The organism is Mesorhizobium sp. M2C.T.Ca.TU.002.02.1.1 (genome assembly GCF_003997225.1).
Genome location: NZ_RZTO01000858.1, coordinates 1 through 2,522, shown reverse-complemented (window position 1 = coordinate 2,522; position 2,522 = coordinate 1). Strand labels below are relative to the sequence as shown.

Here is a 2,522-nt window from a genome sequence, read left to right as displayed (position 1 = left end):
TGGCCGCCAGGGGCGCCCGCGTCGCCATCCTCGATGTCGGCATCGAACGCGCCGCGAAGGTCGCGGCCGACATCGGCGGAATTGCTGTCCAATGCGATGTCTCTAGCGGCGACAGCGCGACGGCCGCGATCGCTGAAGCGGCTGAAAAGCTTGGGCCGTCGCGCATCCTGGTCAATTGCGCCGGCATCGCCATCGGCGTGAAGACGATCGGCAAGGACGGACCGCATCCGCTCGACCAGTACCGTAAGGTGATCGAGATCAACCTGATCGGCACCTTCAACATGATCCGCCTCGTCGCCGACCGGGCGGCGAAACTCGATCCGCTCGCCGGCGGCGAGCGCGGCGTCATCGTCAACACCGCCTCCGTCGCCGCCTATGACGGCCAGATCGGCCAGGCCGCCTACGCGGCATCCAAGGGCGGCGTCGTCGGCATGACGCTGCCTGTGGCGCGCGACCTGGCGCGGTCCGGCATCCGCGTCTGCACCATCGCGCCCGGCATTTTCAAGACGCCGATGATGGCCGGCATGCCGCAGGAGGTGCAGGATTCGCTCGGCGCCTCCGTCCCCTTCCCGCCCCGGCTCGGCGAGCCGTCGGAATATGCCGCACTTGCCCTCCACATCGTCGAGAACCAGATGCTGAACGGCGAGACCATCCGCCTCGACGGCGCCATCCGCATGGCGCCGAAATAAACGGGATGACTGGCTCGCCGACAGGCGCCGGTGCCTCTACCGAAAAGACCGGCCCGCTCGCCGGCCTGAAAGTGATCGAGATGGCCGGGCTGGGCCCGGTGCCGCTTGCCGCCCTGATGCTGTCCGAGATGGGCGCCGGGGTCCTGCGCATCGAACGCGCCGACTCCGGCCTGCCGCTGCTGAGCCTGCCGGAAGAATACGATCTCGACCGCCACGGCCGTTCCATCCTCAAGCTCGACCTGAAGCGTCCGGCGGGCGCGGAACTGCTGCTGCGCATTGCGGCGCAGGCCGACATCCTCGTCGAAGGCTTCCGCCCCGGCGTGATGGAACGGCTCGGCCTCGGTCCCGATGTCGTTCTCCAGCGCAATCCGGCGCTGATCTATGGCCGCCTGACCGGGTTCGGCCAGGACGGACCGCTGTCCGCGCGAGCCGGGCACGACATCACCTATCTCGCCTATGCGGGCCTCTTGCATGCCCTCGGCAGGCAGGACGCGCCGCCGGTGCCGCCGCTCAACCTCGTCGCCGATCAAGGCGGCGGCGCCATGATGCTGATCGCGGGCGTGCTCGCCGCCCTTTTCCAGCGTTCCCTGACCGGCAAGGGCCAGGTGATCGATGCCTCGATGATCGAGGGAGCCTCGATGCTCGCAGCGCCCATCCACGCCTATATGGCCGCGGGCCTCTGGAGCGACAGGCGCGGCGAGAACCTGCTCGATTCCGGTGCGCCGTTCTACGATACCTATGAGACCGCCGACGCAAGGCATATTGCCGTCGGCTGCCTCGAACCGCGCTTCTTCGCCGAATTCGCCAGGCTGCTGCCGCTCGACAGTCGTTTTGTCGGCAGCCAGTACGACAAGTCGTCATGGCCCGCGATGCGCGCCGCCATTGCCGGCCGGGTCAGGGAAAGAACACGCGACGAATGGGCCACGCTGTTCGCCGCGACCGATGCCTGCGTCGCGCCTGTGCTGTCCCTGGTCGAAGCCAGGGATCACCCGCACAATCGCGCCAGGCAGAGCTTCGTGAAATCCGGCGGACTCGGTCGCCCGGCGCCGGCGCCGCGTTTCTCGCAAAATCCGCGGACGCTTGCCGCGGCGCCGGCCGCCGGCGATCGCCAGCCCGCGGGCATATTGACCCGTTTCGGTTTGAGCGAGGAGGAAATCGGAGCCCTTGCAAAGGCGGGTGTAATCGGCCGATAACCGGAGAATGAAAATCAACTTATCTCGGGTGAGCTTGTGACCGAACCGAAAAAGGATGTCATCCGCGAAACCGACGCCGAAGCGGTCAGGCTGGCGAAAACCCTGATCCGATCGGCGCGTTTCGGCGCGCTCGCGGCGATCGAGCCTGGCACCGGCGCGCCGCTGGCAAGCCGGGTTGGCGTCGCCACCGACATCGACGGCGCGCCGCTGATCCTGATCTCGATGCTGTCCGCGCACACCGGTGCCTTGCTCGCCGATCCGCGCTGTTCGCTGCTGCTTGGCGAGCCCGGCAAGGGCGATCCGCTGGCGCATCCGCGCATCAGCCTGGCGTGCCGCGCCCTGCGGCTGGAGCGGGGAACGGCCGATCAGATCCGAGCCGAACGGCGATACCTCAACCGCAATCCAAAGGCGAAGCTTTATGCCGGGCTCGGCGACTTCTCGTTCTTCCGGCTCGAGCCCGAGCGCGCCAGCCTGAACGGCGGCTTCGGCAAGGCCTTTCTTCTCGACCGCGGCGATTTCATCACCGACGACGCCCTTGTCGAGGAGTTCGCCGGCGGCGAGCAGGCGGCGCTCGATCATATGAATGCCGATCATCGCGACGCGCTTGCCCTTTATGCCCGCCACTTCGGCCGTGCCGAGG

3 protein-coding genes are annotated in these 2,522 nt (G+C 67.6%); all 3 read left to right on the top strand.

Annotated elements, in window-relative coordinates:
• Positions 1–689, top strand: a 689-nt coding sequence (locus EOD07_RS30520) for an SDR family NAD(P)-dependent oxidoreductase (RefSeq protein ID WP_127237952.1), incomplete at its 5' end; no start/stop codon positions are given.
• Between the two features lie 5 nt (positions 690–694).
• A complete protein-coding gene (locus EOD07_RS30515; protein ID WP_127237951.1) occupies positions 695–1,882 on the top strand; it encodes a CaiB/BaiF CoA-transferase family protein in 1,188 nt (395 codons plus the stop codon).
• A 36-nt stretch (positions 1,883–1,918) separates the two neighbouring features.
• The coding region (locus tag EOD07_RS30510; protein ID WP_164772691.1) for a DUF2470 domain-containing protein at positions 1,919–2,522 on the top strand (604 nt) is incomplete at its 3' end.